This window comes from Castellaniella caeni NBRC 101664 (assembly GCF_001592225.1).
GTDB classification, from domain to species: domain Bacteria; phylum Pseudomonadota; class Gammaproteobacteria; order Burkholderiales; family Burkholderiaceae_B; genus Castellaniella; species Castellaniella caeni.
Genome location: NZ_BCWN01000002.1, coordinates 167,627 through 192,628 on the forward strand (window position 1 = coordinate 167,627; position 25,002 = coordinate 192,628).

Annotated in this window: 24 protein-coding genes; 16 read left to right on the forward strand and 8 right to left on the reverse strand. The window is 67.7% G+C overall.

Annotated features, from left to right (window positions below):
* Positions 1-146 precede the first annotated feature (146 nt).
* Genes CCA01S_RS01980 through CCA01S_RS01995 form a run of 4 tightly spaced genes read right to left on the reverse strand, consistent with a single transcriptional unit; the run spans position 147 to position 3,914 of the window.
* Positions 147-1,577, reverse strand: coding sequence for a YdgA family protein (locus CCA01S_RS01980; RefSeq protein ID WP_066453299.1), 1,431 nt, complete (start codon positions 1,575-1,577; stop codon positions 147-149).
* On the reverse strand, positions 1,574-2,452 hold the full coding sequence (locus CCA01S_RS01985; protein ID WP_066453312.1) for an NAD(P)-dependent oxidoreductase: 879 nt from the start codon (positions 2,450-2,452) through the stop codon (positions 1,574-1,576). The genes CCA01S_RS01980 and CCA01S_RS01985 overlap by 4 nt, the downstream gene beginning before the upstream one ends.
* Positions 2,449-3,444 (reverse strand): 4-hydroxy-3-methylbut-2-enyl diphosphate reductase, encoded by a 996-nt coding sequence (ispH, locus tag CCA01S_RS01990; RefSeq protein ID WP_066453314.1) that lies wholly within the window; start codon positions 3,442-3,444, stop codon positions 2,449-2,451. Before ispH ends, CCA01S_RS01985 begins: the two co-directional genes overlap by 4 nt.
* A complete protein-coding gene (locus CCA01S_RS01995; protein ID WP_066453316.1) occupies positions 3,444-3,914 on the reverse strand; it encodes an FKBP-type peptidyl-prolyl cis-trans isomerase in 471 nt (156 codons plus the stop codon). Before CCA01S_RS01995 ends, ispH begins: the two co-directional genes overlap by 1 nt.
* Before the next feature lie 51 nt (positions 3,915-3,965).
* Here CCA01S_RS01995 and radC point away from each other — a divergent pair, with 51 nt between their 5' ends.
* The 4 genes from radC to CCA01S_RS02015 all read left to right on the forward strand — a co-directional run bounded on the left by radC (position 3,966) and on the right by CCA01S_RS02015 (position 8,336).
* The gene (radC, locus tag CCA01S_RS02000; protein WP_066453318.1) at positions 3,966-4,643 is read left to right on the forward strand and encodes a RadC family protein; all 678 of its coding nucleotides are present in this window, start codon (positions 3,966-3,968) and stop codon (positions 4,641-4,643) included.
* Between the two features lie 155 nt (positions 4,644-4,798).
* Complete coding sequence (locus CCA01S_RS02005) at positions 4,799-5,059, forward strand: type B 50S ribosomal protein L31 (RefSeq protein WP_066453326.1); 261 nt, start codon at positions 4,799-4,801, stop codon at positions 5,057-5,059.
* Between the two features lie 122 nt (positions 5,060-5,181).
* Positions 5,182-6,930 carry an ArnT family glycosyltransferase gene (locus tag CCA01S_RS02010; RefSeq protein WP_066453328.1) on the forward strand — a complete coding sequence of 583 codons (1,749 nt, stop codon included), beginning with the start codon at positions 5,182-5,184 and terminating at the stop codon, positions 6,928-6,930.
* Positions 6,927-8,336, forward strand: a complete 1,410-nt coding sequence (locus CCA01S_RS02015) for an MATE family efflux transporter (protein WP_066453330.1) — start codon at positions 6,927-6,929, stop codon at positions 8,334-8,336. Before CCA01S_RS02010 ends, CCA01S_RS02015 begins: the two co-directional genes overlap by 4 nt.
* Before the next feature lie 45 nt (positions 8,337-8,381).
* On the opposite strand, the gene CCA01S_RS02020 is transcribed toward CCA01S_RS02015, so the two are convergent.
* From CCA01S_RS02020 to CCA01S_RS02035, 4 genes are all read right to left on the reverse strand, one after another.
* Positions 8,382-9,665 (reverse strand): quaternary amine ABC transporter ATP-binding protein, encoded by a 1,284-nt coding sequence (locus CCA01S_RS02020; RefSeq protein WP_066453333.1) that lies wholly within the window; start codon positions 9,663-9,665, stop codon positions 8,382-8,384.
* 1 nt (position 9,666) lies between these two features.
* Positions 9,667-10,521 (reverse strand): ABC transporter permease, encoded by an 855-nt coding sequence (locus CCA01S_RS02025; RefSeq protein ID WP_066453336.1) that lies wholly within the window; start codon positions 10,519-10,521, stop codon positions 9,667-9,669.
* A 9-nt stretch (positions 10,522-10,530) separates the two neighbouring features.
* A complete protein-coding gene (locus CCA01S_RS02030; protein ID WP_084386341.1) occupies positions 10,531-11,586 on the reverse strand; it encodes an ABC transporter substrate-binding protein in 1,056 nt (351 codons plus the stop codon).
* Positions 11,587-11,917: 331 nt separating this feature from the next.
* Positions 11,918-13,114 (reverse strand): class I SAM-dependent methyltransferase, encoded by a 1,197-nt coding sequence (locus CCA01S_RS02035; protein WP_373278632.1) that lies wholly within the window; start codon positions 13,112-13,114, stop codon positions 11,918-11,920.
* A 163-nt stretch (positions 13,115-13,277) separates the two neighbouring features.
* Here CCA01S_RS02035 and CCA01S_RS02040 point away from each other — a divergent pair, with 163 nt between their 5' ends.
* From CCA01S_RS02040 to hslO, 12 genes are all read left to right on the forward strand, one after another.
* On the forward strand, positions 13,278-14,465 hold the full coding sequence (locus CCA01S_RS02040) for a Bcr/CflA family multidrug efflux MFS transporter (protein ID WP_066453339.1): 1,188 nt from the start codon (positions 13,278-13,280) through the stop codon (positions 14,463-14,465).
* 64 nt (positions 14,466-14,529) lie between these two features.
* Positions 14,530-14,766 (forward strand): 50S ribosomal protein L28, encoded by a 237-nt coding sequence (gene rpmB / locus CCA01S_RS02045; protein WP_066453342.1) that lies wholly within the window; start codon positions 14,530-14,532, stop codon positions 14,764-14,766.
* A 19-nt stretch (positions 14,767-14,785) separates the two neighbouring features.
* Positions 14,786-14,953, forward strand: coding sequence for a 50S ribosomal protein L33 (gene rpmG, locus CCA01S_RS02050; protein ID WP_003810296.1), 168 nt, complete (start codon positions 14,786-14,788; stop codon positions 14,951-14,953).
* Between the two features lie 210 nt (positions 14,954-15,163).
* Positions 15,164-17,815, forward strand: a complete 2,652-nt coding sequence (gene leuS / locus CCA01S_RS02055) for a leucine--tRNA ligase (RefSeq protein WP_066453345.1) — start codon at positions 15,164-15,166, stop codon at positions 17,813-17,815.
* A gap of 5 nt (positions 17,816-17,820) precedes the next feature.
* Positions 17,821-18,444 carry an LPS-assembly lipoprotein LptE gene (locus CCA01S_RS02060; RefSeq protein ID WP_066453348.1) on the forward strand — a complete coding sequence of 208 codons (624 nt, stop codon included), beginning with the start codon at positions 17,821-17,823 and terminating at the stop codon, positions 18,442-18,444.
* A gap of 3 nt (positions 18,445-18,447) precedes the next feature.
* Positions 18,448-19,497 (forward strand): DNA polymerase III subunit delta, encoded by a 1,050-nt coding sequence (holA, locus tag CCA01S_RS02065; RefSeq protein ID WP_066453350.1) that lies wholly within the window; start codon positions 18,448-18,450, stop codon positions 19,495-19,497.
* 22 nt (positions 19,498-19,519) lie between these two features.
* Entirely contained in the window at positions 19,520-20,788 is a 1,269-nt protein-coding gene (locus CCA01S_RS02070) for a glutamate-5-semialdehyde dehydrogenase (RefSeq protein ID WP_066453352.1), read from the forward strand.
* Between the two features lie 39 nt (positions 20,789-20,827).
* Positions 20,828-21,244: a CopD family protein gene (locus tag CCA01S_RS02075; RefSeq protein ID WP_066453354.1), complete on the forward strand. Its 417-nt coding sequence runs from the start codon at positions 20,828-20,830 to the stop codon at positions 21,242-21,244.
* Positions 21,245-21,248: 4 nt separating this feature from the next.
* Positions 21,249-22,838 (forward strand): THUMP domain-containing class I SAM-dependent RNA methyltransferase, encoded by a 1,590-nt coding sequence (locus CCA01S_RS02080; RefSeq protein WP_066453357.1) that lies wholly within the window; start codon positions 21,249-21,251, stop codon positions 22,836-22,838.
* A gap of 115 nt (positions 22,839-22,953) precedes the next feature.
* Positions 22,954-23,142, forward strand: a complete 189-nt coding sequence (locus tag CCA01S_RS02085; RefSeq protein ID WP_066453359.1) for a hypothetical protein — start codon at positions 22,954-22,956, stop codon at positions 23,140-23,142.
* A 186-nt stretch (positions 23,143-23,328) separates the two neighbouring features.
* Positions 23,329-23,880, forward strand: a complete 552-nt coding sequence (locus tag CCA01S_RS02090; RefSeq protein ID WP_066453362.1) for an RDD family protein — start codon at positions 23,329-23,331, stop codon at positions 23,878-23,880.
* Between the two features lie 51 nt (positions 23,881-23,931).
* Complete coding sequence (gene hslO, locus CCA01S_RS02095; protein ID WP_066453364.1) at positions 23,932-24,894, forward strand: Hsp33 family molecular chaperone HslO; 963 nt, start codon at positions 23,932-23,934, stop codon at positions 24,892-24,894.
* The last annotated feature ends 108 nt before the right edge of the window (positions 24,895-25,002 follow it).

Below are 25,002 nucleotides of genomic sequence, written 5' to 3' on the forward strand. Positions count from 1 at the left end.
TTGATGCAATGCAATAAAACTAGGGTTTGTTCTTAAGGGAAATCCGCAGGTCTTATTCAAGACTCAATACTGCGATATATTGCGGCGCACAAAAGAAACAGGCCCTGTCGGGGCCTGTTGATTCAAGTGGCAAACAATCCCGGGGGCTATTCCATGCCCAGCCCGGCCCCCGCGCGGGCGAGAAAATCGGCAGGCGTCATGGCGGCGTCATTGACCGTCAAGCTGCCATCGGCATAGCGCAGGCTGGTGGTGACGTCGTCGCCCTGCCGCCGCACCAGGCCCGCGCGCGCGAGACGCGCCGTGTACTGGTCGAAGATCATGCTGAACAAGGCCACGGCCATGTCCGGATTGCCGCCCCCCTGGCTCTGGCGCACCAGCTGCAGCAGCATGGGCTTGGACAGGCTGGCCCCCGCCGACAACTGGGCAATGCCGCGCTCGATGACGGCCCCCAGGGTCTGTGGCACGGCGTCGGCCACCGGCCGAAACTGTGCCCGGGCGTCGAGCCGGGTCTTGCCCTGGGCGTTCGTCCAGGTCAAGGCATCGAGCGACACCACGGGCGCAGAGGCCAGCACCGGCAGCACCCGCTCGCGCAGCAGCTGCTCGTCGGCGGCGGACAATGGCTGGTCATCGGCGCCGCCGCGCCGCGCCTGAATCCGCTGCCAGGCAAGCAGCAGGGGCTGCAAGGCGGCCACGTCCACCTGCTGGGCGGACGCCTTGAGCTGCAGGGAGCCCAGGGCCTGCGTGCCTGCCCGCACCTGCCCCAGGTCGTATTGCACGCGGCTGTCCAGCAGGCTGCCTGTGCGCGCGGCGGCAATGCTCAGGGCCGGATCGTCGAACACGAGCTCGCCCGCCGCGGGCGTCTGCACGCGGGCCTGCTTCAGGCTCAGGCGCTGGCGCGACTGCAGGTCGGTGTCGCCGCTGCGCGTCGTCTGGCTGTCCAGCGCCAGGCCCTGCAAGGCCAGGCGCCCGCCGGTCGCGGCATCCTGGATCGTCAAAGCGGCCGCCGCGCCCGTCACGTGGGCCTGGCGGGTCTGTGCAACATAATCCACCGCCAGCGAGCCGCCGCTGAAGTCCAGCTGGCCGTCCGCCGTGCGCACGGGGGCAAAGCGCCACAGCGACACGACGTGGCCGTCGAAACCCACCTGGGAATCCGCCTGCCAGGGCGTCTTGCCCCCCAGGGCATCGAACCAGGGCTGCCAGAGCCCGCCGGGCTGCGGCTGCACCTGGCTGTAGGCGGCCAGGGGCCGCCAGATACCCGCGCGCACGGCGGCCCAGGGCCACGGCCCGTGCCGCAGGGCGTCGGCAAACGTCAGGGTCTGGTCTTTGCCGTGCTCGTCTTGAAAGTGGAAGGCATAGCGCACCTGGGCGGAAAACACGCCGCGCGCGTAACTGAGCACCTGCACGGCGGGCGCGGCCCCTGGCCCGGCCCATTCGGACTGGATATCCTGGTTGGCCTGCGCCACCCAGGCTTCGATCGAGCGCTGCGCCAGGGTGCCGGCATACCAGGAGGCCCCGGTATAGGCCAGCGCCAGCACGGCCACGGCGCCCAGCGTGCGCCGCAGCGGGGCGCGGCTCATGCCCGTCTCCCGGGGGCGGGGTCAAAGACCCGGATGAGCTGGGAGACGTCGTCCGCGCCATGGCCCTGACGGCTGGCAAGCCGATAATGCTGCCCGGCCGCCGCGGCCACCGGAATCGCCGTGCCCTGGCTGCGCGCCAGCGCGGCCACGGTATCGAGGTCTTTGAGCATGGTGTCGAGCGTCGCCTGCGCCGCGGGCGGTTCTTGTGTCATGCGAGGCACGAACAGCTGCAGCAGCGTGGAATCCGCCCAGCCGCCCGCCAGCGCCTCGGCCAGGCGCGCGGCATCCACGCCGGCATCCTGCGCCAGGGCGACGGCTTCGGCAATGGCGGCGATAGTGGTTGCCACGATGGTCTGGTTGCACAGCTTGGTGACCTGCCCGGCGCCGCTGGGGCCCATGTAGGTGACGCGCTGCGCGTAGGCCCGCAGCACGGGCGTGACCTGCTCGCACACGGCGGCATCGCCACCGACCATCACAGCCAGAGTGCCCGCCGCGGCGCCGCCTGTCCCGCCCGACACCGGGGCGTCCAGCCACTGGGCGCCCTGGGTGTCGGCCAGGCGCCGCGCAAACGCGCGCGTGTGCCCGGGCGGAATGGAGGAATGGTCGATCAGCACCTGCAAGCCGCGCGAGGCCGCCAGGCCGTCGGTGCCAAAAACCACGGCTTCGACCGCCGCTGCATCGAACACGCACAGCGCCACCCAGGGACAGGCATCGGCCAGCGCGCGCGGGCTGGCGCACACCTGCGCGCCTTCGGCGGCGAGTGCCTGCGCGGGGCCGGTGGAACGGTTCCAGACATGCACTTCGTGGCCCGCTCGCAGCAGGCAGCGCACCATGGGCACGCCCATGCGGCCCAGGCCGCAAAAACCAATTTTCATGATTCTTCGTGGATTTTGCGTGAGAGTTCGCGCGGGAGGGGGAAGGACACCTGTTCGCGCACGCCGTCGAGAGGCCGCACCGAACGCACCCCCAGTTCGCGCAGGCGATCGAGCACCTGCTGCACCAGCGCCTCGGGTGCCGAGGCGCCCGCCGTGACGCCCACCCGCCTGGCCTTGGCCAGCCATTCGGGGCGGATCATGTCGGGGTGGTCGAGCAGGTAGGCCGTGACCCCCTTGCGCTCGGCGACCTCGCGCAGGCGGTTGGAATTGGAGCTGTTGGGACTGCCCACCACCAGCACCAGATCGCACTGCGGCGCCATGATGCGCACGGCGTCCTGGCGATTTTGCGTGGCGTAGCAGATGTCGCTTTTCTTGGGCTCGGCGATGCCGGGAAAGCGCGCGCGCAAGGCGGCGGCCACCTGCGCTGCGTCGTCGATCGACAAGGTGGTTTGCGTGACGAAGGCAAGCATCTGCGGATTGCGCACCTGCAGCGCCTGCACGTCTTCGACCGTCTCGACCAGGTACATGCCGTCGTCGGCCTGGCCCAGCGTGCCTTCGACTTCGGGGTGGCCCTTGTGGCCGATCATGATGACTTCGCGGCCTTCTTTGCGCATGCGGGCCACTTCGACGTGTACCTTGGTGACCAGCGGACAGGTCGCGTCGAAGATGCGCTGCTGGCGTTCTTGCGCCTCGCCGCGCACCGCGCGCGACACCCCGTGGGCCGAGAAGATGACGATGGCGCCCGCCGGGGCGTCTTCGAGCTCGTCGATGAAGATGGCGCCCTTGGCCTTGAGGTCTTCGACCACGTAGCGGTTGTGCACGATTTCGTGCCGCACGTAGATGGGGGCACCATGGATTTCCAGTGCGCGCTCGACGATCTCGATGGCGCGGTCAACCCCGGCGCAAAACCCGCGGGGCTGGGCCAGCACGACCTCGGGCGACGCGTCGAGCTGCTCGGCAGGCGGGGCGGCATCCGCCGGATGGAGGGCCATCACAACACCCCCAGGATGCGGATTTCCACCTGCAGGTCGATGCCCGCCAGCGGATGGTTGAAATCGAACAGGGCGGAGTCGCCCTGCAAGGTCTTGAGCACGCCCGAGTAGCGCCCGCCGTTGGGCGCCACGAATTCGATCATGTCGCCGGCCTCGAAGACGGTGTCGGGCGGGGCGTTGCGCACCATTTCGTCATGGGAAATCCAGCGCAGCAGTTCGGGGTTGCGCTCGCCATAGGCCTGGACGGCCGGGACGTCGCGCGTGAAGTGCGCGCCTTCCGCCTGGTCGAGCAGCAGGGATTCAAGGCCGGGGGCCCACTGGCCGATACCCATCTGCAAGGTGGCGGGCCGATCGAGGAAGGTATCCACGAAGGCCGTGCCGGCGGCGGGCCCCGTGAGCGGTTCTATGCGGTAGTGCAGCGTGACATAAGAGTCAGGGCGCACGTGGGCGACGGCAGCGGAAGCGGTCAAAATGGTTCACCAGTCAAAAATCGTTCAAACCTTCTTATTTTAGAGCCTAACATGCCACAAGAGCGCCAATTCCCCTCATGCGAGCGTCCTCGCGAGCGCCTGCTCAGGCATGGCGTGCATGCCCTCACCTCGGCGGAGCTGCTGGCCGTGCTGCTGCGCACCGGCAGACGGGGGCATAGCGCCACCGACATGGGCCACGCGCTGATCGAGCATTTCGGCGGCCTGCGCCGCCTGCTGTCGGCGGAAAGCGAGGCGCTGCTGGCCTTTCCCGGCCTGGGGGCGGCCAAGACCTGCGAGCTGCTGGCGGTACAGGAGCTGGGCCGTCGGGCGCTGGAAGAGCCCTTGCGCAACGGTCGCGCCCTGAGCCAGCCCGAACGCGTCAAGCAGTTCTGCGCCATGCGCCTGGCGCACCTGCGAGTGGAGCACTGCATCGCGCTGTTTCTCGACACCCAGCTGCGGCTCATCGACTGCGTGGAGCTTGCGCGCGGCACCCTGTCGCACGCCTCGGTCTATCCGCGCGAAGTCGTCAAGGCGGCGCTGGGCCACCACGCCGCCGCCCTGATCCTGGCGCACAACCACCCCTCGGGCCTGGCCGAGCCCAGCAGCGCCGACATCGCCCTCACCCGCCAGCTCAAGCAGGCGCTGGCCCTGGTGGACATCCGCCTGCTGGATCACCTGATCGTGGGGGCCACCGAGGTCACCTCGCTGGCCGAACGCGGACAGGTGTAGCGCGCCGGGCCAAGGACAGGCACGCAACAGGCGCGCGTGCTAGAATGAGCGGCTAACCCTGGATACGTTGCCAGGTCTTTGATGGCGTATGCGCCCTGGTGGCACCCATACATCATCCGGCTGGCTGGCGACCCCAACACTCAACGGACTTCATCATGAAAGACGGCATCCACCCCGAATACCGCGAGGTCGTGTTCCTCGACCTGCAAACCGGCAACAAGTTCATCTCGCGCTCGGCCCTCACCTCGCGTGAAACCACCGAGATCGACGGCAAGAGCTACCCGCTCTTCAAGTGCGACGTGACCTCCGAATCGCACCCCTTCTACACCGGCGCACAAACGCGCATCGTCGAGACGGGCCGCGTCGAGAAATTCCGCGCGCGTTTTGCCCGCACCGCCGGCACCATCAAGAAGTAAGGGTTCCGCGCCCCGGTGGCCTGCCGCGCAACCGCGGGCGGGCACCTTCGCAAAAGGCAGCCGAGCGGCTGCCTTTTTCATTTAACATAGGGGATTACCCCGTCTCGCGCCCGCCTCCTCCTGTGTATTCCGACGATCTGCGATCCACGCCGGCCCGGCTGACAGCCACGGCGGCCGCCAAGCTCCCGCGCCTGTTCCTGCTGGTCGTGGGGCTGGTGTACATCCTGGCGGGGCTGTTCTACCGCGACCCCTGGAAAACCGACGACGTCACCGGGCTGGCCACCATGCTCACGGCCCTCTCGGGCCAGGATCACGCCTGGCTGCTGCCGCAGGTGGGCCACCTGGCGCAGGCCCAGGACGGGCCGCTCGTCACCTGGGTGGGCGGCTTCTTCATCTGGGCCCTGCGCCCGCTGCTCGAACTGCTCTTCAGCCCGCTGAACGCCGCCATCATCGCCTCGCGGGTGCCCAACATCCTGTGGTTCGCGCTGCTCACCAGCGCCCTGTGGTACGGCACCTACCTGCTGGGGCGGCGCAGCGAAGCGCAGCCCCTGGCGCTGCCCTTCGGCGGCGAACCAAGCGAACGCGACTACGGCCGCATGCTGGCCGACGCCGCGCTGCTGCTCATCGTGGCCACCGTGGGCATCACCTGGCGCATGCACGAAACCTCCGAAGTCCCGGCCCTCATCGCCTGCCAGGCTTTGGCCCTGTACGCCGTGGCGCGCATGCTCGACCATCCGATCTCGGGGGCCATCACCCTGGGCCTGGCCATCGGCGGCGCCTTTCTCGCCCGCGGCTGGCCCGGCAGCCTGCCGCTGATGCTGGGCACCCTGATCGCCATCATCCCCAGGGGGCCGCTGGCCGCCGAGCGCAAGTGGGTCGTCATCAGTGCGCTGATTGCCGCCAGCATCATGCTGCTGTGGTGGATTCCGGCGCGCACCTTCGGGCCGTACTGGGCGCAGAGCTGGCTGCTCTGGACCGAGCGCGCGTTTGGCTGGCCCAGCACGCGCGCCTGGCTCAGCATCCTGCGCGACCTGCCCTGGTTTCTGTGGCCCACCTGGCCCCTGGCGCTGCTGGCCCTGTGGCGCTGGCGCGGCTGGTTCGGCGCGCCGCACATCCACATCCCGCTCAGTTTTGCCCTGGGCGCCCTGCTGGTGCTGCTGGCCAGCGCCGACCCCTTCGAGCCCGAATACAGCACGCTGGCCGTGCCCTGCGCCGTCCTGGCCGCCTTCGCGCTGCCTACACTGCGTCGCGGCGTGGTCAACACGCTCGACTGGTTCGCGGTCATGTGCTTCTCGCTGACCGCCGCCACCGTGTGGCTGGGCTGGATCGCCCTGCAAACCGGCTGGCCCGCCCAGATCGCCGCCAACATCGCGCGCCAGACGCGCGGCTTCGACGCGCACGTCGCCTGGCCCGCCACCACGATCGCCCTGCTGGGCTCGCTCGCCTGGGTGGCCCTGGTGCGCTGGCGCCTGCGCAGCCACCCCGCCGGCCTGTGGCGCGGCACGGCCCTATCGGCGGGCGGCCTGCTCACCACCTGGCTGCTGCTGGCCACGCTCTGGATGCCCGCCCTCGACTACGTGCGCAGCTACCGCGACGTCTCGGCCTCGCTGGCGCACGCCCTGGCGCGCGACCAGCGCCCCGGCGAATGCGTGCGCACGCAAAACCTCGGCAGCGGCCAGCGCGCCTCGTTCCTGGTCTTCAACCAGATCGAGCTGTCCTTTGACGGCCAGTGCCCGCTGGTGTTGCAGCAGCTCAGCACCCACGACGCCGACACGCCCCTGCGTCCAGGCGTAAGCGTGCTCTGGGAAGGCAAGCGCGGCCCCGACCGGCACGAGAAATTCCGGCTCGTGCGCATCACCCCGGCGTCATGAACACTGGCCCGGCCACGGCGCCGCGCGCGCCCTGGCGCACCATCCTTCAGCAAGCCTGGCCCATTCTGGTGAGCGCCTGGGCCGGCATGATCTTCGCCGTCCTCGACACCGCCATGGTCGGCCACACCGACGCCATCGACCTGCAGGCCATGGCCCTGGGCGCCTCGATCTACATCACCGTGTTCGTCGGCCTCATGGGGGTCGTCCACGCGCTCATCCCCATCATCGCCCAGCACTTCGGCGCCCAGCGCCTGGACGCCGCCGGGCAGGCCTGGGGGCAAGGCATCTGGCTGGCCTTGGCGCTCTCCGTGCTGGGCGGCGTCACCCTGCTGTACCCGGATGTCTGGCTGGCGCTGTCCGGCACGATCGAGCCCGCCGTGCGCGAACGCATCGCGGGCTATCTGCTCGCCCTGGCGCTGGCCCTGCCCTCGGCCCTGCTGTTTCGCACCATCTACGCCATGGCCACGGCCATTTCGCAGACGCGCGGCGTCATGCTCATCAACCTGGGCAGCATCGCCTTCAAGCTGCTGTTCAACACCTGGTTCATCTTCGGCGGCCTGGGGCTCGACCCCATGGGGGCCGTCGGCGCGGGCATCGCCACGCTGGTGGTGGACTGGATGATGCTTGCCGCGGGGCTCTGGATGATCCGCCGCCAGCCCGCCTTTCAGGCGCTGCGCCCGCGGGTGGGCCGCCCACGCTGGGCCGACCAGAAAGAACTGCTGCGCCTGGGGCTGCCCATGGGGGGCTCGTACCTGATCGAGGTCTGCGCCTTCAGCTTCATGGCGCTGCTCATCGCTCGCGACGGCCTGTACGCCAGTGGCGCCCAGCAGATTCTGGCCAACGTGATTGCCCTGTGCTACATGTTGCCCATGTCGCTGGGCTTGTCCACGGCCTCGCTCACGGCCCAGGCCGTCGGCGGCCAGCAGTTGCGCGCGGCGCGCCGCATCGGGCTGCACGGCATCGCCCTGGTGGCCGCCGGGGCGCTGCTCACCAACGCGCTGCTGCTGGGTGGGCAGCACGCGATCGTGCGCGCCTACACCGACGAGCCGCACGTGGCCGCCATCGCCCTCACGCTGCTGCAGATCGCCCCCTGGTTCCACTTCTGGGACGCGCTGCACTGCGTCAGCGCCTACATCTTGCGGGCCTACAAGATCGCCCTCGTGCCGCTCGTCCTGCAGATCGCGGCGCTGTTGGGGCTGGGGCTGATCGGCGGCTGGTGGTTCGGCTACGGGCCCGCCGCGGGCGCGCTGCGCCCGGCGGCCAGGTGGTTCATGCCCGGCGCGCCCGTCGGCGCCGCGACGATGTGGATCATGGCCATGGCCGGGCTCGCTCTGACGGCGGTTCTGCTTCTTGCCTGGTACGGACACGTGCTGCGCAGCCAGGGACGCACCGCGCAGCCTGGTTGATGCGGACAGGCCCCGGGCGCCACTGGCCGCGGCAGCCCCTGCGTCTCAGGCCACCTGCTTGGGTGCCGCCGAAGGCTCGCCCTCGGGCACTGCCACGGACACGCTGCCGGGCGCATCCGCAGCCACTGCTTCGGCCTCGCTTGGCGCGCTGGTGCCCGCGCCGGGCGTGACCAGTTCGACCACCTTGCTGCGCGACAGCAGCCCCACGAATTCGCCCTGCGCGCCCGTGACGGCCACGGGCTCGGGCGTACGCAGCAGCTGCGCCAGCACCTCGTCGAGCCCGGCGGACGCAGGCACCGAGGCCATGTCGCTGAGGTAGCGGCTGATGTCGCGCGCACCCTCGCGCGCGGCACGCTGCGCATCCGCACGCATGAGCACCCCGGCCAGCCGCTTGCCGTCGAGCACGGCGGCATAATCGTAGTCGCGCGCCAGCAGTCGATCGACCGCATGCGCCGGATGGGAGCGCATGGTGAGCGTCAGCGGCCGTTCGGTGACGGCATGCGAGGCATTGAGCACCTTGCCCCGGTTGACGTCCTGCAGGAAAGATTCGATGTAGTCGTTGGCGGGCGACAGCAGAATGTCTTCGGGCGTGCCCTCTTGCACCAGCTCGCCGTCCTTCAAGATGGCGATGCGGTTGCCCAGGCGCAGGGCTTCGTCCAGATCGTGGGTGATGAAGACGATGGTCTTGTTCAGCTTGGCCTGCAGGGCCAGCAGCTGATCCTGCATTTCGTGACGGATGAGCGGGTCGAGCGCCGAAAAGGCCTCGTCCATGAGCAGGATTTCGGCATCGGTGGCCAGGGCGCGCGCCAGCCCCACGCGCTGCTGCATGCCGCCCGAGAGCTGATGCGGATATTGCGCCTCGAACCCTGACAGCCCCACCTGTTCGAGCCAGTGGCGCGCACGCTCGTTGCGCGCGGCGCGGCGCACGCCCTGCACGGCCAGCCCGTAGGCCGCGTTGTCCAGCACCGTGCGGTGCGGCAGCAGGCCAAAACGCTGGAAAACCATGCTCATCTTCTGCTGCCGGAAGCGTTCGAGCGCCTTGGGCTTGAGGCCCATGACGTCGATACCATCGACCAGAATCTGCCCGGCGCTGGGCTCGATGAGGCGGTTGAAGTGGCGGATGAGGGTGGATTTGCCCGAGCCCGACAGGCCCATGATGACGTGGATGTCGCCCTCTTTGATCGACAGGCTGATGTCGCGCAGACCCAGGGTATGGCCGCTGCGCTCGAGCAGCGCTTCTTTGGACATGCCTTCTTGCGCGGCCTTCAGCCAGCGCTCGGGGCGCGTGCCGAAGATCTTGTAGATGTTGCGAACTTCGATCTTGTTCATCTCAGGCCCTCCGTTCGGATTGGCGGCGGCCAAACTGCTGCGTGATGCGGTCGAAGATGATGGCCAGCACCACGATGCCCAGGCCCGCCAGCAGGCCACGGCCCACCTGCAGGCGGTTGATGCCCTGCAAGACCTCGTAGCCCAGGCCGCGCACGCCGATCATCGAGGCGATCACCACCATGGCCAGGGCCATCATCGTGGTCTGGTTGATGCCGGCCATGATGTTGGGCATGGCCAGGGGCAGCTGCACGCCAAACAGCTGGCGCGTGCGGCTCGCGCCAAACGAGCGCGATGCTTCGAGCACCTCGGCGTCCACCAGGCGGATGCCCAGGTCGGTGAGACGGATGACGGGCGGCACGGCGTAGATCACCGTGGCGAACAAGGCCGCCAGCTTGCCCAGGTTGAACAGCATGACGACCGGGATCAGGTAAACGAAGCTGGGCATGGTCTGCATGACGTCGAGCACCGGCAGCATGACGGTGCGCACCCAGCGGAAACTGGCCATGGCAATGCCCACCGGGATGCCGATGAGCACGGAAAACACCACCGCCACCAGCATGAGGGAAAGCGTCTGCATCGAGGCTTCCCAGAGGCCGATGGCCCCCAGCGAGCACAGCAGCGCCCCCATGACGAGGCTGAAGCGCCACTTGCGGCTGCCCAGCCAGGCAATCGCCATGACCGCCAGCACGATCGTCCACCAGGGCGACTGGCGCAGCAGGTTGTCCGACCAGATCAAGAGGTCGAGCAAGGGCCGCGTGATGGCCCGCAATACGTCGGAATACTGCATGACCAGCCCATTGACGAAAGCATCAATGGGCCGTTGCAGTTCCCGCGCTGAAATCAGTTCAGGAAACATGCGGCCTCCTTACAGGGCCGCCTTGACCCGTTCAGCCACGTCGGCCGGCAGCCAGGCGCTCCAGATGTCCGCGTGGTTCTTCAGAAACCACACCGCGGTGGGCTCGGGCTCGGCTTCGTTTTTCTCCATGTAGGCCATGGTCTGGTTCATGACGTCCAGCGGCACCTTCACCTTGGAGAGAAACGCGGTCAGCTTGGGCGCCTTCTCGGTGAACTGCGTCGTCACCGCGGTGAAGACGGGGTTTTCCGGGTAATCGGACGCCTGGGGATTTTCGCAGTTGGGGTCGGTCAGGCACTTCTGCTTGGCGGCATCGTAGGGCGGCAGTTCGAGCTTGACGAGATCCATCGAGCCCACCAGCGGCGTCGGATACCAGTAATAGAAGACGACATTTTCCTTGCGCTGGTAGGCGGCCGTCAGGGCGGCCTTTTGCGTGGCCCCGGTGCCCGGCGAGAACAGGGTGAACGTCTTTTCCAGCCCCAACGCCTTGAACAGGTTGGTGCTCACGACCTCGCAGCCCCAGCCCGCGGGGCAGCCGTAAAAGCGCCCCTTGGAGGGTTCTTCGGGGTCTTTGAAGTCTTTCCAGTACTTGGGCAGGTCGGACGCCTTTTTGAGTTCGGGCAGGCGCTCGGCCGTGTACTTGGGAATGAACCAGGCCTCGCCGCCCATGTAGATGTCGCCGATCCGCTTCACCTTGCCCGATGCCTCGGCCTTGGTCCAGGGCTCGAGCGTACTGTTGAGCCAAATCTCGCTGTTGATGTCGAGGTCGCCGCGCTGCAGGGCCGCCAGGGCCGGCAGGGTCTCGGTGGGCAGCACCTCGGACTGGCAGCCGTAGCCATGCTTGACGATGAAGCGTTCGACTTCGACCAGCACCAGGTTGGATTCCCAGTTCATGCCGCCAAAGCGCATGGGACGGTCGAGTTCGCACTGCGGTGCGGAGGCTGCCTGGGCCGCGGCGGGCGCCAGGGACAGGCCGCCCAGGGTGGCGGCAAACGCCAGGCCCAGTACGGAGCGAGTCAGGAAAGGATGGGATGCCGCTTTGCGCGGCGCGGAGAGGGAAATGGACATTGAAGCCTCCTTTGGGTTACGGAGACGCCGGACGCAAAACGACACGTCGGACGCCATAGCTTAGGGGAGGGTGTGCGGAAGACGGTGAAGACCGCCAATACATACCGGCACTGCAAGGTGCGTGGCACCTGGGACAGATAAAGGCGAAGCACCCAGGGTTAGGCGTTCGCCGCAATCAGAATTGAATTTAAGATGACTGCAGAATTGCTATTTTACATGCAAAATGACAGAAATTGAAATCGTTTTATTTTCAGGCAGAATTCAGCGGCCGGGCTTTCAGCCGCCAGCCAGGCGCAAAACCCGGGCTGGCGACCCCCGTCTTCCGGCTGTTTTACCGGGAGTAGATATAATCGCGCCGCCACGGATAGGCCTGATCGGGCGGGTAGTCCAGCTCGTCGGAACGCCCCGCGGGCTGGGGCTGCGCGAGAATCTGATGCAGGGCGATCCAGCCGTGTTCGAAGCCCATGGCGCAGCCTGCCAGATACATGCGGTAGGCCCGCAGAGAACGTTCGCCCTGCGGCGTATTGAGAATGGCGCGCGCCTCGGGCAGGCGGGCCTCGAGCGCATCGCTCCAGGCCCACAGCGTGCGTGCGTAATGCGGGCGGATATTCTCGACGTCGAGGTCTTCGAGCCCGGCCTGGGCCATGGACTGCAGCACGTAGTGTACGTGCGAGAGTTCGCCGCCGGGGAAGATGAACTTCTCGATGAAGTCGCCCATGCCCGCGCCCAGTTCGGTGTTGCGGATGCCGCCCGCCGTAATGCCGTGATTCATGATGAGGCCGCCCGGTCGCACCAGGCGGCGCAGCTTGCTGAAGTAGCCCACCAACTGGGCGCGCCCCACGTGCTCGAACATGCCGACCGAGGAAATCTTGTCGTAGGGCCGCGACTCGTCGAGCTTGCGGTAGTCGAGCAGCTGCATGCGCACCCGCCCCCCCAGGCCTTTTTCTTCGATAAGCTGGTTGACGTAGGCATGCTGATTGTGCGAGAGCGTGATGCCGGTGACGTCGATGTCGTAGTGCTCGGCGGCCCACAGCATGAGCCCGCCCCAGCCGCCACCCACATCGAGAAGGCGTTCGCCCGACTTGAGCGCCAGCTTGCGGCAGATGTGATCGAGCTTGGCTTCCTGGGCCTGGGCGACCGTCATGTCGGGCTCGCGGTAATAGGCGCAGGAATAGACCCGGCGGGGGTCGAGCCACAGGGCGTAGAACTCGTCGGACAGGTCGTAGTGGAATTCAATCTGGCGCGCGTCGCGATCAACCGAATGGCGCCACACCGATACCAGGCGCCGCGCCAGGCTGGTGAGCCAGCCCAATTGCGCGGCATCGACTGGCGAACCGGGCAGGATACCCGAGGCCAGGCGCATCAGGTCGCGCATCGAGCCATCGAAATTGAATTTGCCTTCGACGTAATCTTCGCCCAGAGCACCGACCTCGCCGCTGGCGAAATGGCTGAGCACCGAGGCATCCTGGATATCAAAATGCAGCTGCGCGTCGGTGGGGCCGATTCTTTCGCCCCCGGGCAGCTGCATTGATACGGGAATGGAGAGTGATCCGAGTTTGTTCTCAATGATGGATGCGATGGCAGTCAACAGAGCCTCCCTGAGTTCACGATAGACCTTGTTATAGTAGCGCCAATCTCCCCGTCTTCAAGCGCCATTTCCATTCTTCATGCCTCGTAAAATCCCCACCCTCATGCCCGCCTGGCTCGTCCTCATGGGCGCGCTCGCCGCCATGGGGCCGCTGGCCATCGACATGTACCTGCCCGCCTTCGGCGCCATGGCGCGCGACCTGCGGGTGCCCCAGGGGCTGGTCGAGCGCACGCTGGCCAGCTACCTGCTGGGGCTGGCCCTGGCGCAGCTGCTCTACGGCCCGCTGGCCGACCGCTACGGGCGCAAGCCACCCCTGCTCGTGGGGCTGGCCCTCTTCGTGGTGGCCTCGCTCGGCTGCGCGCTCAGCACCAGCATCGACCAGCTGCTGTTGTGGCGCGTGGTGCAGGCCTTCGGCGGGGCCGCCGGCATGGTGGTGCCGCGCGCCGTCATCCGCGACCACCTCGATACGCAAGAGGCCGCCAAGGCGCTGTCGCTGCTCATGCTGGTGATGGGCGTCATGCCCATCCTCGCGCCGCTGCTGGGCGGCCAGGCGGTCACGCTGGGCACCTGGCGCACGGTGTTCTACCTGATGGTGCTGGCCGGCGTCGGCCTGTGGCTGGCCGTGGCCCTGCGCATGCGCGAATCGCTCGAACCCGCGCGCCGCACGCCACTGGCCGTGACCACCATCCTCGGCAACTTCCGCCTGCTGCTGGCGCACAAGGGCTTCATGGGCTACGCCCTGGCCGGGGGCCTGGGCTCGGCGGGCATGTTCGCCTACATTTCGGGCTCGCCCCAGGTCTTCATCAGCATCTACGGCATCGACCCGCGCTGGTTCGGCCTGCTGTTCGGCCTGAACGCCGCCTCGCTCATCCTGGCCGCGCAGCTGAGTGCCCGGCTGCTGAATCGCCACCGCCCCATCCGGCTGCTGGCGCGCGCGCAGGTGACGCTGGTGCTGATGACCGTCGGCGCCCTGCTGCTGACCTTGCTGGGCTGGATCAACCTGCCGCTGCTCATGCTGTGCCTCATGGGCTTCATGGCCAGCCAGGGCTTCGTCGGCCCCAATTCGGCCGCCCTGGCCCTGGCCGAACAAGGCCCGCGACTGGGCACCGCCTCGGCGCTGATGGGTTCGCTGCAGATGTTCTGCGGCGCCCTGGCCGGCTGGGCGGTCAGCCTGTGGCACACGGACACCCCGCTGCCGCTCACGGCGGTGCTGGCCGCCTGCGCCGTGTTATCGTGGCTGTCCAGCCGCGTGGGCATGGCCCACTCGGCCGCGAAGGCACAGGCCGCTTGATCTGCCTGGGCTTTTCAGTATAGAATCTTAGGCTTTCCTGATACAGACACACAGAGGTGAGACCATGGCACGCGTATGCCAAGTAACCGGCAAAGGCCCAATGGTGGGCAACAACGTCTCGCACGCGAACAACAAAACCAAGCGTCGTTTCCTGCCCAACCTGCAATCGCGCCGGTTCTGGGTTGAATCCGAAAACCGCTGGGTGCGTCTTCGCGTGTCCACGAAAGCCCTGCGCACCATCGACAAGAACGGCATCGATTCCGTCCTGGCCGACCTGCGTGCCCGCGGCGAACTGGCCTGATCGGCCCTAGGAGCACATCATGGCAAAAGGTATCCGCGAGAAAATCAAGCTCGAATCCACGGCTGGTACGGGTCACTTCTACACGACCACCAAAAACAAACGCAACATGCCCGAGAAGATGCTGATCAAGAAGTTCGATCCGGTCGCCCGCAAGCACGTTGACTACAAAGAAACCAAGCTGAAGTAATCCGGGGTGCCTCTCCCGGCCGTCTCACCGGTTTCTTGAAATCCCCGCCCCCGAGCGGGGATTTTTCATGTGGGCGGCCCGCACCGCATGCTCATGCGCCCGCCCAGGCCGCAAGAACAGCCGCCTTCGGCCCGGCGTTTCTTAATCGCCCGCCATTGCATCCTATAATGTCTGGCTTGGCACACATCCATCAATTACCCAGACAGATCCATGCAGGAACGCTACATCCCGAATCAGGTCGAATCCGACGCCCAGACGCACTGGCGCGCAGGCGACGTCTATCGCGTCACTGAACACGCCGTGGGCAAGGACGGCTCGCCCAAGCCCAAGTTCTACGCCTGCTCGATGTTGCCCTACCCCAGCGGCAAACTGCACATGGGTCACGTGCGCAACTACACCATCAACGACATGATGACGCGTCAGCTGCGCATGCGTGGCTACAACGTGCTCATGCCCATGGGCTGGGATGCCTTCGGCATGCCGGCGGAAAACGCCGCCATGAAGTCGCACGTGCCGCCCGCCAAATGGACGTACGACAACATCGCCTACATGAAAAAGCAGATGCAGGCGATGGGGCTGGCCATCGACTGGTCGCGCGAAATGTGCGCCTGCGACCCCGCCTACTACAAGTGGAACCAATGGCTGTTCCTCAAGATGCTGGAAAAAGGCATCGCCTACCGCAAGACCCAGGTCGTCAACTGGGACCCGGCCGACCAGACCGTGCTGGCCAACGAGCAGGTCATCGACGGACGCGGCTGGCGCTCGGGCGCCCTGGTCGAAAAGCGCGAGATCCCCGGCTATTACCTGCGCATCACCGACTACGCGGGCGAACTGCTCGACACGCTGGAAGACAGCCTGCCGGGCTGGCCCGAGCGCGTGCGCCTGATGCAGGAAAACTGGATCGGGCGCAGCGAAGGCGTGCGCTTCGCCTTCAAGCACGACATCCGCGATGAAACGGGCGCGCTCATCCAGGACGGCCTGCTGTACGTCTTCACCACGCGCGCCGACACCATCATGGGTGTCACCTTCTGCGCCGTGGCTCCCGAACACCCGCTGGCCACCCAGGCCGCGCGCCACGACCCCAAACTGGCCGCCTTCATCGAAGCCTGCCGCCAGGGCGGCACCACCGAGGCCGAACTCGCCACACGCGAAAAAGAAGGCCTGCCCACGGGGCTGTCCGTCACCCACCCGCTCACGGGCCAGCCCGTGCCGGTGTGGGTGGGCAACTACGTGCTCATGAGCTACGGCGACGGCGCCGTCATGGGCGTGCCCGCGCACGACGAGCGCGACTTCGCCTTTGCCCGCAAGTACGGCCTGCCCATCCGCCAGGTCATTGCCGCCAAAGACCAGGCCTGGTCCGATGACGCCTGGCAAGACTGGTACGGCGACAAGCAAGCGGGGCACACGGTCAACTCGGGCAAATACGACGGTCTGAGCACCGCGCAGGCCATCCAGGCGGTGGCCGCCGACCTCGCGGCCATGGGCCAGGGCGAGCTGCGCACCACCTGGCGGCTGCGCGACTGGGGCATCTCGCGCCAGCGCTACTGGGGCACCCCCATTCCCATCATCCACTGCCCGGACTGCGGCCCGGTGCCGGTGCCCGAAAAAGACCTGCCCGTGGTGCTGCCCGACGACCTCGTCCCGGACGGCACGGGCAATCCGCTGGCCAAGAACGAAGCATTCCTGTCGTGCCACTGCCCGTCGTGCGGCAAGGCGGCGCGGCGCGAAACCGACACCATGGACACCTTCATCGATTCGTCCTGGTACTTCATGCGCTACACCTCGCCGGGCAACGACCAGGCCATGGTCGACGCGCGCAACGACTACTGGATGCCGATGGATCAATACATCGGCGGCATCGAGCACGCCGTGCTGCACCTGCTGTACGCGCGCTTCTGGACGCGCGTCATGCGCGACCTGGGCATGGTGAAGTTCTCCGAACCCTTCACCAAGCTGCTGTGCCAGGGCATGGTGCTCAACCACATCTACTCGCGCAAGAACGAACGCGGCGGCATCGAATACTTCTGGCCCGAGCAGGTGGAAAACATCACCGACGCCAAGGGCAGCATCGTCGGCGCGCGGCTGAAGTCCGACGGCTCCACCATCGACTACGGCGGCATCGGCACGATGTCCAAATCCAAGAACAACGGCGTCGATCCGCAATCGCTCATCGACGGCCTGGGCGCCGACACCGCCCGCCTGTTCGTCATGTTCGCCAGCCCCCCAGAACAGACCCTCGAATGGTCCGATTCCGGGGTCGAGGGCGCGCACCGCTTCCTGCGGCGGCTGTGGGCCTTCTGCGCGGCCCAGCAAGACACGCTGCGCGCGCACCAGGCCCTGCCCGCCACCTGGGACGCCCTGGACGAAGCCAGCGCCAGCCTGCGGCGCACCATCCACGGCCTGCTCCGGCAGGCCGACTACGACTACCAGCGCATCCAGTACAACACGGTGGTCTCCACCACCATGAAGATGCTCAACACGCTCGAAGCCGCTGCCCAGGCGGGCGTCGATGGCGCCGCCCTCAGCGAGACTACGTCGGTGCTGCTGCGCGTGCTCTACCCGGTGGTGCCACATATCACCTGGCGCCTCTGGCGCGAGCTGGGTTACGCCAACCACCTGGGCGACCTGCTCGATGCCGCCTGGCCCCAGGTGGACGAAGCCGCCCTGCGCGCCGAGACCGTCGAACTCGTGCTGCAGGTCAACGGCAAGGTACGCGGCCAGCTCTGTGTGCCACAGGCCGCCGACAAGCCCGCCATCGAAGCCCTGGCGCGCGCGCACGAAGCAGTTGGCCGCTTCCTCGAAGGGCGCGCGCCCAAGCGCGTCATCGTGGTGCCGGGCCGCCTGGTCAACGTGGTCGGATGATTGCGATGGCCTTTGCCCAAGCCCTTGCCCACCGCGCCCGCCTCGGGCTGGCCCTGGCCTGCCTGCTGGCGCTGGGCGCCTGCGGCTTCCACCTGAAGGGGGCCACCCCGCTGCCCTTCCACAGCATCTACACCAACATCGACCTCGACTCCGAGTTCGGCGCCCGTCTCAAGCGCACCGTGCTGGCCAACTCGCCCGACACGCGCTTTACGCAGCAGCGCCAGCAGGCCGACGTCTACCTGCACCAGATTTCCGAAGACCAGAACCTGCGCCAGCTGTCCATCGACGCCGAGGGCCGGGTCGAAGAATACGAACTCGACCTCAACTTCAGCTTCGAGCTGCTCGACAAGCAGGGGCACCTGCTGCTGGCGCCCACCACGTTGCGCAGCGTGCGCGAGCTGCCCTACAACGACCGCATCGTGCAGGCCAAGGAAAGCGAAATCACACGCACCTTCAAAGACATGCGCAACAGCATGATCGACCAGATCCTGCGCCGCATGAGCGCGCCCGACGTGCAGGCGGCCTACCGCAACGCGGACGAACGCCCGCTGGTGCAAATCCCCAGCGACGCCATCCGGCGCTCGGGCCAGCGCGATACACCCGCCGCACCAGGCACCCGGCCCTACTGAGCCATGGTCGCACGCGCTCCAGACGCCGATCAGCTCATTGCTCAGTTCGCGTCCGGGCGCGAGCTGCCCCCCTGCACAGTGCTGGCGGGCGACGAAATCCTGCTCGTCACCGAAGTGGCCGATGCCTGGCGCGCCGCCGCCACGCGCCAGGGCTGCGGCGAACGCAGCCACCTGGTGATGGATGCCCGCAGCGACTGGTCAGTCGCCTTGGCGACGGCGCGCAACACCTCGCTCTTTGGCGATCTGCGCATGCTGGAGATCAGCCTGCCCACGGGCAAGCCCGGCAAGGCCGGGGCCGAGGCCCTGCAGGCGCTGGCCACCATGAGCGCCGACGGCTCGGTGCCCGACGTGCGCATCCTCATCCGCCTGCCCCTGCTCGACCGGGCCACCCAGCAGACCAAGTGGGCCCAGGCGCTCAGAAGCCACACCGTCTGGCTGGACGTGCCCACCATCGCGCGCACGGCACTGCCCGCCTGGGTGGCGGGGCGCCTGGCGCGCCAGCAGCACCAGGCCGACGCCGAAACCCTGGCCTGGCTGTGCGAGAAGGTCGAAGGCAATCTGCTGGCGGCCCACCAGGAAATCCAGAAGCTCGCCCTGCTCTACCCGGCGGGCGCCTTGTCGCTCGAACAAATGCAGGCGGCCGTGCTCAACGTGGCCCGCTACAATCTCTACGACCTGCGCGACGCCATGCTGGCGGGCCAGGCCAGCCGGGCACTCACGGTGCTGGCCGGCTTGCGGGCCGAGGGCGAGAACCTGGTGCTGGTGCTCTGGGCCGTGGGCGAAGAAGTGCGCGTGCTCGCACGCCTGAGCCAGGCCGGGGCCGGGCTCGACACCGCCTTGCGCGCGCAGCGCGTCTTTGGCGCACGCGAACGGCTCGTGCGCCAGGCCCTGCAGCGCGTCCCGGCGCGCGCCTGGGCGCCAGCCCTGCGCCACGCCTTCGAGATCGACTGCCTCATCAAAGGCATCCCGACCGATGGTCGGCTGCAAGACCCCTGGGACGAGCTCGCCCGGCTCGTGCTGCGCATCGCCGTCGCGGGCAGCCGCCGTCCCTGACCCTTTCACCCCCAGGCTTGCCATGACATCCTCCGCTACTGTTTCCACCCCCCTGCAGACCCTGGGCCGCCAGGCCCGCCAGGCCGCGCGCCAGATGCGGGTGGCCTCGGGCCAGGCCAAGTCCGCCGCCCTGCTGGCCATGGCCGACGCGCTGCGCGCGCAGCGCGCCTGGCTGCAGGCCGAAAACGACCGCGACTTGCAGGCAGCGGCGCAAAACGGTCTCGCAGCGCCACTGATGGATCGCCTGCGCCTGTCCGACAAGGCGCTGGACACCATGGCCGCGGGCCTGGCCCAGATCGCCGCCATGCCGGATCCCATCGGCGGCCTGAGCGAGACCACGGTGCGGCCCAACGGCATGCGGGTGGCGCGCATGCGGGTGCCGTTGGGGGTCATTGGCATCATCTACGAATCCCGCCCCAACGTGACGATCGACGCGGCGGCGCTGTGCCTGAAATCGGGCAACGCCACCATTTTGCGCGGCGGCAGCGAAGCCTTTCATTCCAACCAGGCCCTGGGCACCATCATCCAGGCAGGCCTGAAAGCCGCCGGGTTGCCGCCAGCAGCCGTCCAGGTGGTGGACACCACCGACCGCGCCGCCGTGGGCGAGATGGTGACGCTCACCGACTACATCGACGTCATCATCCCACGCGGCGGCAAGGGGCTCATCCAGCGGCTCTCGCGCGAGGCCCGCGTACCGCTCATCAAGCACCTGGAAGGCAACTGCCACATCTACGTCGATCGGGCGGCGCAGCTGGATCAGGCCACCGAGATCGTCATCAACGCCAAGACCTACCGCTGCGGCATCTGCGGCGCCATGGAAACCTTGTTGGTGCACCAGGACGTGGCGGCCCAGTGGCTGCCGGTGGTGGGCCAACGCCTGGCCGCGCTAGGGGTCGAACTGCGCGCCTGCCCGCGCGCCACGGCGCTGTTGCCCGGCGCCGTGCCCGCCACCGACGCAGACTGGGCGACCGAATTCCTGGCGCCCATCCTGGCCGTCCGGGTGGTCGATTCCATCGACCAGGCCATGGATCACATCGCCCGCTACAGCTCCGAGCACACCGAATCCATCCTCACGCAAGACCTGGCCGCCGCCCAGCGCTTCCAGCGCGAGGTGGATTCCAGCTCGGTCTACGTCAACCTGCCCACCTGCTTTGCCGACGGCTTCGAATACGGCCTGGGTGCCGAGATCGGCATCTCCACCAACCGCCTGCACGCACGCGGCCCCGTGGGGCTCGAAGGCCTCACCATCCAGAAATGGGTGCTCACCGGCGAAGGCCAGCTGCGCGGCTGACATCCCGAGTACATCAACCAGGTAAACGGAACACCAGCCATGCTGTGGGTCAAGACCTTTCATATCCTCTTCGTGGTGTCGTGGTTTGCCGGGCTGTTTTATCTGCCCCGCATCTACGTCAACCTGGCGCAGACACAAGACGCGGCCACTCGGGCCACGCTGCTGGGCATGGCGCACCGCCTGTACCGCTTCATGACGCCGCTGGGCGTGCTGGCGCTGGTCTTTGGCCTGGTGCTGTGGCTGGGCTACGGCGTTGGCGCAGGCCAGGGCTGGCTGCACGCCAAGCTGCTGTTCGTCCTGGCGCTCGCCCTCTTTCACCTGGCTTGCCGTCAGCACCTGCGCACGTTCACGGCGGACACCAATCACCACACGCACCGCTACTTCCGCTGGTTCAACGAGATCCCGGTGCTGCTGCTGTTGATCATCCTGATCCTGGTGGTCGTCAAACCTTTCTGAATCCATGACCGATACCCCTGCCCGCAAGACGCTGAGCCTGAAGAAAAAAACCGCCAGCGCAGCCCCCGCCGCCGCTCGCGAAGGCGAGCCGCGCAAGCGCTCGGGCGCGCGCGCCCGGGCCGCCGCCCTGAACGAACGGGCGCAGACCGCCCGCGGCGAAGAAACCGAGACGGCCCCAAAGCCGCGCACAGCGCGCCCGGAACACCCCGGCGGCGCGCGGTTCGAGCGCGCCGAACGCCCCCGCGCCCGCGACGAACGCCCCCGCGCGGCACGCGGCGGCGACCGCACAGATCGGCCAGCCAGGCGCGGCCCAACGAGCGAGCGGCATGACGGCGCGGCGCGGCGCACGCCCCGCCACATGGACACCACGCCGGCCCGCGAGCCCGGCGAAGCGTCGGAACATCCGCGCATCGAACACCGCGCGCGCGCGCCGCGTCGGCCGCGCATTGCCGAAACCTTTCACGTCTTCGCCCCCTGCCCGCACGGGCTGGAAGAAGCCCTGTCGCTCGAACTGGACGCCCTGGGCTACGAGGGCGTGGCCGCGGGCCGGGCGGGCTGCCACTTCCAGGCCGACTGGACGGGCGTGCTGCGCGCCAACCTGTATTCGCGGCTGGCCACCCGCATCCTGGTGCGCGTGGCGCAGGCCCCGGTGCACACCGAAGACGACATCCTGGAACTCGCCCGCCAGACCGAATGGGAACGCTGGTTTGGCCCCGAGCACTCGCTACGCGTGGACACCTCGGCCATCCACAGCCCCATGCAAAGCCTGCAATACTGCAACCTGCGCGCCAAGGACGGCATCTGCGACCGCCTGCGCGAGCGCGAGGGCGCGCGCCCCAGCATCGACACCGTGCGGCCCGACGCCCGCGTGCACCTGTTCCTGGACGAGCGCCGGGCCACCCTCTACCTGGACGTCTCGGGCGAGTCGCTCTTCAAGCGCGGCTGGCGGCTGGACAAGGGCGAAGCCCCCCTGCGCGAGAACCTGGCCGCCGGCCTGCTGGCGCTGTCGGGCTGGGCTCCCGACGCCCCGCTGCTCGACCCGTTCTGCGGCAGCGGCACTATCCTCATCGAGGCCGCCTGGATCGCCCTGGGCGTGCCGCCCGGCATCTGGCGCCCCTTCGGCTTCGAGCGTCTGCGCCCGCACGATGCGCGCCTCTGGCGCGACCTGAAGGACGACGCGCGCAGCCACATCCTGCCGCGTCTGGAGCAGCCGCTGGTGGGCAGCGACCTGCAAGCCGGCGTCATCGAGGCCGCTCGCGCCAACGCCGAGCGCGCGCACCTGAGCCCGGATACCATCCACTTCGAGACCTGCGACGTGCGCCAGATGCCGCCGCCAGCCGAGACGGGCTGGATCGTGACCAACCCGCCTTACGGCGAGCGCCTGAGCGAAAGCGAGGCCAGCCTGTGGCCGGAATGGGCCAGCCAGCTGAAACGGCACTTCGGCGGCTGGCAGCTGAACATCATCACCAGCGATCTCGATCTGCCCAAACAGCTGCGCCTGAAGGCCAAGCGCCGCCATCCCCTGCACAACGGCGCCCTCGACTGCCGCCTGTTCCAGTTCGAGCTGGTGTCGGCCAGCTACCGGGGGCAATAGGGTTTTCGCCACACTTTGCTGCAACGCACACAAGCCGCTTGCTTTCAGACTAGGGAAAACCCTATAATAGGGTTAACCCGAGCGAAACGCTCATTTTCAAGCAAAGAGGCTTGCCATGAAAGCGCTGCACAATTCCGATATCCGTCTGACCGACTCCCTGGAACGCCAACTGTTGGCCGAAGCCATCGAGGCGCAGCAGGAATACGCATTGGATCGCGCTTTGAAGCAACTGTTCCAGAAACTCGCCAGCTTCTTCAAAGCCCCTGAATCCCGCGTGCACCACACGGTGCGCACCGCGCACTGATCGCCCAGACCGATTCGGGTTCAGCACAAAGCCGTCCTGTTCGATCAGGGCGGCTTTTGTTTTGCCCGCTTGCCGCCGGGTCGGCCCACCGCAGGTCAGCCTGTCGCGCCGCGCGCAGGCAGGCCCTGACCGCGCGTTCTGGCGCGCGCATGGGATAATGTGGGGTTTGCCACACTTGCGCCTTCCATGCCAGACACCACGCCCCCCCGCCCCATCGGCCCTCCGCTCGCCCCGTCGCGCCTGCGCCGCTTTGCCTGCATGATGTACGAAGGCGTACTGCTGTTTGGCGTCGTGTTCCTGGCCAGCTATCTGTTCGACACGCTGACGCAAAGCCGCAGCGGCCTGATGCTGCGTCACACCCGGCAAGGCTTTCTGTTTCTCGCCATCGGCGTCTATTTTCTGGCTTGCTGGCGACGCGGCGGCCAGACCCTGCCCATGAAAACCTGGAACATCCGCCTCACGGATCGCGGTGGGCAGCCGCTGCGCGGCTCGCGCATGCTGGTGCGCTACATCCTGCTGTGGCCGCTGCCGTTGCTGACGGCACTGCTGATCGGGGCGCTGGCGCAGGCAAGCGGGTGGCCGGCGCTCGACATGCTCATCGTGACGGCGCCGTTCTCGCTCTTCATCTGGACGTGGTTCGACCCCCAGGGGCAGTTTCTGCACGACCGGCTGCTGGGCACCGAGCTGCACGACCTCGGGCCGCGCGGCAAACCGAAGCAGCCCACCCCCGCCGCCTGACGCGCCCGGCCCCATCCTCTTCTTCCAGCGGCTCGCGGGCCGCCACACGCCATGACCGACATCCTGAAAAGCACGCTTCCGACCGACACGCTGAAGAAATTCCTGACCACCGACAAAAGTACGCGCATCCAGGCCCTGCACCTCAGCCACGCCTGGCAGACCGGTCTGGCGCACCAGGATCTGCCCCCCGTCGTGATCCGCCTGCTGGGCGAACTTGCCGCCGCCAGCGTGCTGCTGGCGGGCAACATCAAGTTCGACGGCTCTGTGGTGCTGCAGCTGCAAGGCAACGGCCCCGTGCGCCTCATCATGGTCGAATGCACGGCGGCGCTGGGCCTGCGCGCCACGGCGCACTTGCGCGACGAAATGCCCATTCCCGAGAACTCGACGTTGCAGCAGCTCATGAACCCGGACGGCCTGGGGCGCTTTACCGTGCTGCTCGACCCCGCCGCGGAACAGGCGGGCGCCAGCACGTACCAAGGGATCGTACCGCTGGAAGGCGAGACCGTAGCCGCCGTGCTGGAACACTACATGAAGCATTCCGAGCAGCTCGACACCCGTCTGTGGCTGGCCGCCGACGCGGACGCCTGCGGCGGCCTGCTGCTGCAGCGCATGCCCGGCGAGCCGGACGCCACCGGCACCCCGCAAGACAGCGACTCGGCGCAAGCCACCTGGGAACACTGCCAGGCCCTGGCCGCCACGATCAAGGCCCCCGAACTCCTGGCCAGCGGCAACCCCGACGCGCTCATCCACAAGCTCTTCTGGGAAGACGACCTGCTGGCGTTTCCCGAACAGGACATCCGCTGGCACTGCCCCTGCACCCGCGAGCGGGTGGCCAACATGCTGCGCAGCCTGGGCCGCCCCGAAGTCGAGTCCATCCTGGAAGAGCAGGGCCACGTACACATCGCCTGCAATTTTTGCGGCAAACCCTACGATTTCGACGCGGTAGACTGCGCCACCCTGTTCATCGACCCCGACGACATGATGCCCGCGCCCGGTTCCCGTTCCGTACACTGAGTCGCGCGGGCCCAGACCCGACCCGCGCGCCGCCCGACCCGCGCGCCGCATACCGCACACGCCCCTCGCCTCGCCATGCGCCGAGGCATCACGGCCCGCTCACGGCAC